Below are 6335 nucleotides of genomic sequence, written 5' to 3' on the forward strand. Positions count from 1 at the left end.
CTACCTGTTCAACCACAGATAATTTAAAGGCCATTGGGTAATCACGCTGCGAGCGTCTGCGTCGCTTGGGCTCTACCTTTTCCATAATAGGTCTCCAATGTGTAAACCTATTTCAGGACGGGTCACTGGCAATAAAAAAGGCGCTTTTAAAAGCGCCTTTTTTGTTGTGAGTGTCCCAGCTTAGGTAGACTTACTCTGCAGCCAAGTCGTTTTGTGGGTAGGTTGCAGCCAACACTTGCAGCGCGTGTTGCTTCAGAGTCTCTTGGCCCAGCTTGTCGTAACTGGTGACCATGATCTCGAGGCACTTTTCTACCGCTGGGGTACCGGGGTAGGTTTCTAGAATTTGTTGAGCGCGGCTGGCGGCAGCCATCCAAGCTTCCATCTTGACGTAGTACTCAGCCACTCGCAGTGAGTACTCAGCCAAACGGTTTTTGATGGCGATCATACGCTGGCGGCCATCGGCTGCGTAGCGGCTATCAGGGAAAGTCTTTACCAGTTTTTCGAAATCTTTAAATGCAGCGCGAGCATTGGTAGGGTCGCGGTCAGTACGATCGATCTCAAAAAGGTCGTGGAACAGGTAGCTGTCCGCTTGCATGTTGATCAGGCCACGCATGTAGTAGACGTAGTCGATGTCTTTGTGGGTCGGGTTCAGGCGAACAAAGCGATCCACATTGGCCAATGCACTGGCAGTATCGTCTAACTTATAATAAGCGTAGATCAGGTCCAATTGGACTTGAGTTTTGTAGGTTCCGAATGGGTAGCGTGAATCTAGAGTTTCTAGAATGGTGGTAGCTTTGGTAAAGTTACCCGCTTCCATTGCTTGACGGGCATCGCTATACAGCCCCTCTGGTGAGCGATCTTCAACCTTGTAAGCTTCCTGATTTCCCTGGGTGGTGGAACAACCGGTGATCATGATGCTGCTTGCTAAGGCGAGAAGCAAAGAGCCTGCTAGTTTGCGCATGTTTTGAACCAATTCCTTATCATTGTCGTGATGTTCTGATGCAAAAAGAGATAAAATTGCAGCTGCAGCGATTCTATCAGAACTGAGAGTGATTTCGAGCTTTTACAGCTGGATCGAGAGTATATGACCCAACACGTTGAATTACATGGCGTATTTACAAGTACGCACCTAGGTATGCGGTTAGACCAAGCGTTGGCCGATCTGTTCCCCGACTATTCACGTAGTCGCATTAAAGAGTGGATTTTAGAGGGGGCGGTGACCATCGACGGCGAAAAGGTCACTAAACCACGTGAAAAGGTGATCGTCGATCAGTTGGTCGAGATCAGCACCACCCTTGAGGAAGAAGTAACCTCTCGCCCTCAAGATATCGCACTGAATATCGTCTACGAAGATGAGCACATTCTGGTGATCAACAAGCCTGCGGATCTGGTTGTTCATCCAGGCGCTGGCAATATGGACGGCACCATTTTGAATGCTCTCCTATTCCACTGCCCAGATATTGCCAATGTGCCTCGGGCTGGCATTGTGCACCGTTTGGATAAAGACACCACAGGTTTGATGGTGGTGGCTAAGACCGTGCCGGCACAGACCCACTTAGTGGCCCAGCTTCAAGCGCGCGAAATTACCCGAGAATATGAAGCCATTGTTCACGGCACCCTCACCGCTGGCGGTACCGTGGATGCCAATATTGGCCGTCACCCTCAAAAGCGGACTCACATGGCGGTAACGGAAATTGGCCGCCCATCGGTGACCCACTATCGCATCGCCGAGAAATTTCGCTCGCACACCCGTTTGCGTTTACGCCTAGAAACCGGCCGTACTCACCAGATTCGTGTGCACATGGCACACGTGAAGCATCCTTTAGTCGGGGATCCTTTGTATCAAGGTCGCCCACGGCCAACCAAAGGTGCCAGCGAAGAGATGCAAACCGTACTTAAGGGCTTTAAGCGTCAAGCATTGCATGCGGTAAAATTGGAACTGGAACACCCGGTTACCAGTGAATGGATGCAGTGGTATGCGCCGGTGCCTGAAGATATGGTTAAACTGACCGAAGCACTTCGTGCCGACACCGCTGAGCGAGGCATGGAGTACTAACCATGTGGTTTTCCCCAGATTGGTATTTACCTAAGGGTGTACACGCTGCCTTTACCGATCGCATTGGAGGCCACTCTGTGGCGTCATTCGCCGGTTTTAATCTGGGGCAACACGTTGGTGATGATTCTGAAGCCGTCGCACTTAATCGATCTAAGCTGTCCGCTGGCTTGGGCCTTAAGAATGAACCGGTTTGGCTTAATCAAGTGCACGGCACTCATGTAGAGAGTCTTCCTACAAAGGAGTCTTTGCCGACTGCGGATGCCAGTTACACCGATACGCCTGCTCAAGTGTGCTGCGTTATGACAGCAGATTGCGTGCCGGTGCTGTTTGTTAGTGCTGACGGTTTAGAGGTGGCCGCTGCTCACGCAGGTTGGCGTGGTTTATGTGATGGCATCTTGGAGCACACTGTCGCTAAATTTAGCAGTCGTGATATCAGAGCTTGGATAGGTCCCTGCATCTCCAAACGCCATTTTGAAGTGGGCCCTGAAGTACGTCAGCAATTTATCGAACATCAGGCCGAAGCCGAGCAGGCGTTTACCTCTCATGGCGATAAGTTTTTAGGCGATCTACCGCTGATTGTTCGTCAGCGCTTAGAGCGAGTTGGCATTACCGATGTGACAGATAGCCAGCTGTGCACTTATGCCAACCCTGAGCGTTTCTTCTCCTACCGTCGCGACCGAGATACCGGCCGACTTGCCTGCCTGATTTGGCGATAGAGTTAGCCTCCTTGACTTGAAAAGTTGATCTTCTATACCCATCTCACTGTTGAATAAAGATTCTCTTTCGGAGGTGGGTATGAGACTCGATCGTCTGACCAATAAATTTCAGTTAGCTATTTCTGATGCCCAGTCATTGGCGCTTGGGCGTGACCATCAATACATTGAACCTGAACACCTCATGCTGGCGCTTGTTAACCAGGATGGCGGCACCGTAAGACCCCTGTTGGCCGGTACAGGTGTAAATGTCGACACTCTGCGCTCAAAGCTTGGTGAAGCCCTCGATCGCATGCCGAAAGTCAGTGGTACGGGTGGCGATGTGCAGCTGTCTCGGAATTTGGTGAGCACGTTTAATCTGTGCGATAAGTTGGCGCAGAAGCGTAAAGATCAATACATCTCCTCCGAGCTATTCTTGTTGGCGGTGTTAGACCGTGGCGACGCGCTGGCGGAAACTCTAAAACAGATGGGCGCTAGCCCTGAAAAGATTGAAGCTGGCATTGAGAAGCTGCGCGCCGGTCAAAAGGTGGAAGATCAAAATGCCGAAGACCAGCGCCAAGCTCTGTCGAAATACACCATCGATCTGACTGAGCGAGCAGAGGCGGGCAAACTTGATCCTGTTATCGGCAGAGACGATGAGATTCGCCGTACCATTCAGGTATTGCAGCGCCGTACCAAAAATAACCCTGTGATGATCGGTGAGCCTGGCGTTGGTAAAACTGCCATCGTTGAAGGTTTGGCACAGCGCATTATCAATGGTGAGGTACCTGAGGGCCTTAAAGGTAAGCGGGTGTTGTCACTGGATATGGGCTCACTGCTTGCAGGAGCTAAATACCGAGGTGAGTTTGAAGAGCGCTTAAAAGCGGTACTTAACGAACTATCACAAGAAGAGGGACAGGTGATCCTGTTCATCGATGAGATTCACACCATGGTAGGGGCCGGTAAAACCGACGGTGCCATGGATGCGGGTAACATGCTCAAGCCAGCCCTAGCTCGAGGGGAACTGCACTGCGTCGGTGCAACCACCTTGGATGAGTATCGCCAGTACATTGAAAAAGATGCTGCTTTAGAACGTCGGTTCCAAAAGGTGTTAATTGAAGAGCCGACGGTGGAGGATACCATCGCTATTCTCCGGGGCTTAAAAGAGCGTTATGAGTTGCACCACAGCGTGGAGATTACGGACCCTGCTATTGTTGCCGCTGCCACTTTGTCGCATCGCTACGTGTCAGATCGTCAATTGCCCGACAAAGCCATCGATCTTATCGATGAAGCGGCATCTTCTATTCGCATGCAGATCGACTCTAAGCCGGAAAATCTGGATCGCCTAGAGCGCAAGATCATCCAATTGAAGCTTGAGCAGCAAGCGCTGCAAAAAGAGGAAGATGACGCCAGTAAGAAACGATTGCAGATACTGGTAGAGCAGTTGACCGAGTTTGAGCAGGAATACGTTGAACTGGAAGAGGTATGGAAAACCGAAAAGGCAGCACTGGCCGGAACTCAGCATATTAAGTCTGCACTTGAGCAAGCGCGCCAAGATTTGGAAGTGGCTAAGCGGGCAGGTGATCTCAATCGAATGTCTGAATTGCAATATGGCCGCATTCCCGAGCTAGAAAAACAGCTCGACTTGGCGGCCCAAGCAGAAATGCAAGACATGAGCCTGCTGAAGAATAAGGTCACCGACAATGAGATTGCAGACGTGTTGTCGCGCGCAACCGGCATTCCCGTTTCCAAGATGCTTGAAGGTGAGCGTGACAAGTTGCTGCAGATGGAAGGTAACCTTCATCAGCGAGTCATTGGTCAGGAGGAAGCGGTTACTGCAGTGGCCAATGCAATCCGCCGTAGTCGGGCAGGGCTATCTGATCCTAAGCGGCCAATAGGTTCATTCCTATTCTTGGGCCCAACTGGGGTAGGGAAAACCGAGCTGTGTAAATCACTAGCGAAGTTCTTGTTTGATACCGATGACGCCATGGTGCGGGTCGATATGTCTGAGTTTATGGAGAAGCACTCTGTTGCTCGCTTAGTTGGCGCCCCTCCAGGGTACGTAGGCTACGAAGAGGGTGGTTACCTAACGGAAGCGGTACGTCGTAAGCCCTATTCAGTAATCTTGCTGGATGAAGTGGAGAAGGCGCACCCTGATGTGTTTAATATCCTGCTTCAGGTTCTCGATGATGGCCGACTTACCGATGGCCAAGGACGCACGGTTGATTTTAGAAATACCGTCATTATCATGACTTCGAATCTGGGCTCTGATCTTATTCAGCAACATGCTGATAGTGACTACGATACCGTGAAAGCTCAGTTGATGGGCGTATTGGGTCAATCGTTTAGGCCGGAGTTTTTGAATCGAATTGATGAAACCGTCGTGTTTCATCCGCTGGCTCAACCTCACATTAAGGCCATCGCTCGAATTCAGCTGGAGCAGTTACGAAAGCGTCTGGCAGATAAAGAGTACCAATTAGATGTGAGTGAGGAAGCGCTGGGCTTGATTGCACAAGCGGGCTTCGATCCTATCTTTGGCGCTAGACCACTTAAGCGGGCGATTCAAAATCGAATTGAAAACCCGCTGGCACAAGAGTTACTTAGTGGACGACTGTTGCCAGGAAAGGCCATCAAAATTGATGCAACCGAACAGAAGTTTAGGTTTCATCAGTAGTAGTCAAGGTCTGCTATATAGCTAGTTGATATAGAGATAAGGGGCTTTTGTCTAAAAGATAAAAGCCCCTAGTGCTATCTAATCTAGGTAAGCCTACTGAAATGGGAGTTCTCATGTCATATAAAGTGCGTTACCTAGCTTCACTGGCCGCGGCTGTAGCCTTGGCTTCACCCCTTGCGTTGGCAAACCACTACGGGCCCAACTATTACGAGCTTGCCACGGCCCCCCAGCAACAGCAGATTGTCATTGCACAAGCCGATACTAAAGAGCAGTTGATTGGTCAATTAGGGGCAACATCGGAGATGGAGATTAACGAACTTCTGGCTGCAGAGCCTACTGCCGCCGGAGGCCAAAGTCAGATAGAGAAAGTGACCGTGGTGGACCATTGCTATTACAGTGTGCAAGCTACAGCGTGTAAAACTAAAGAGGTCTATCGTTTGGTGGAGTGATATAACGCCTCTATAGAGTTTAAAGAGTTCTCTAAAGAAAAAGTTATATGCATTTTTCCTGCTATCTGGATTAGATGTTCTAGAATTCAAAGCCCCTGTCGTGACCCACTAGGGTTCAGCGGGGGCTTTTTATTGGTAATGAACATTGAATGTTGTTTTTGTTTCGAAAGTGCTTGACTCAAAAACGTCATCAAGTATGATTGCCGTCCGCTTGAGAGAGGGGCTTCTTCTTAATGGCGAAACTAAAATTCAGTCGAACAGAGTTTGAAATTAATTTGAAAATTCTGCTTGACGAACGATGAGGAAAGCGTAAGATACGCACCTCGCTTCGAATGAAGCAACGCTCTTTAAAAATGTAATCAGACAATCTGTGTGGGCACTCGCGCAGGATTGATATCTCATATATCAATGTTGCACTGAGTGACTATAACAAGTTAATTCAGTAATTCATTGAGTCGGAATTT

At 49.5% G+C, this 6335-nt stretch carries 5 protein-coding genes; 4 read left to right on the top strand and 1 reads right to left on the bottom strand.

Features of this window, described 5'->3' with window-relative positions; translation table 11 throughout:
* Positions 1 to 190: 190 nt before the first annotated feature.
* A complete protein-coding gene (locus FCL42_RS21335; RefSeq protein WP_136865445.1) occupies positions 191 to 961 on the bottom strand; it encodes an outer membrane protein assembly factor BamD in 771 nt (256 codons plus the stop codon).
* 123 nt (positions 962 to 1084) lie between these two features.
* Between FCL42_RS21335 and rluD the strand changes: the two genes are divergently transcribed.
* The 4 genes from rluD (at position 1085) to FCL42_RS21355 (ending at position 5871) form a co-directional block, all read left to right on the top strand.
* Entirely contained in the window at positions 1085 to 2056 is a 972-nt protein-coding gene (gene rluD, locus FCL42_RS21340; protein WP_136865446.1) for a 23S rRNA pseudouridine(1911/1915/1917) synthase RluD, read from the top strand.
* Positions 2057 to 2058: 2 nt separating this feature from the next.
* Positions 2059 to 2772, top strand: a complete 714-nt coding sequence (gene pgeF / locus FCL42_RS21345) for a peptidoglycan editing factor PgeF (protein WP_136865447.1) — start codon at positions 2059 to 2061, stop codon at positions 2770 to 2772.
* Positions 2773 to 2851: 79 nt separating this feature from the next.
* On the top strand, positions 2852 to 5422 hold the full coding sequence (clpB, locus tag FCL42_RS21350) for an ATP-dependent chaperone ClpB (RefSeq protein WP_136865448.1): 2571 nt from the start codon (positions 2852 to 2854) through the stop codon (positions 5420 to 5422).
* A gap of 113 nt (positions 5423 to 5535) precedes the next feature.
* Complete coding sequence (locus tag FCL42_RS21355) at positions 5536 to 5871, top strand: hypothetical protein (RefSeq protein ID WP_136865449.1); 336 nt, start codon at positions 5536 to 5538, stop codon at positions 5869 to 5871.
* The last annotated feature ends 464 nt before the right edge of the window (positions 5872 to 6335 follow it).

The organism is Ferrimonas aestuarii (assembly GCF_005116665.1).
Taxonomy (GTDB): domain Bacteria; phylum Pseudomonadota; class Gammaproteobacteria; order Enterobacterales; family Shewanellaceae; genus Ferrimonas; species Ferrimonas aestuarii.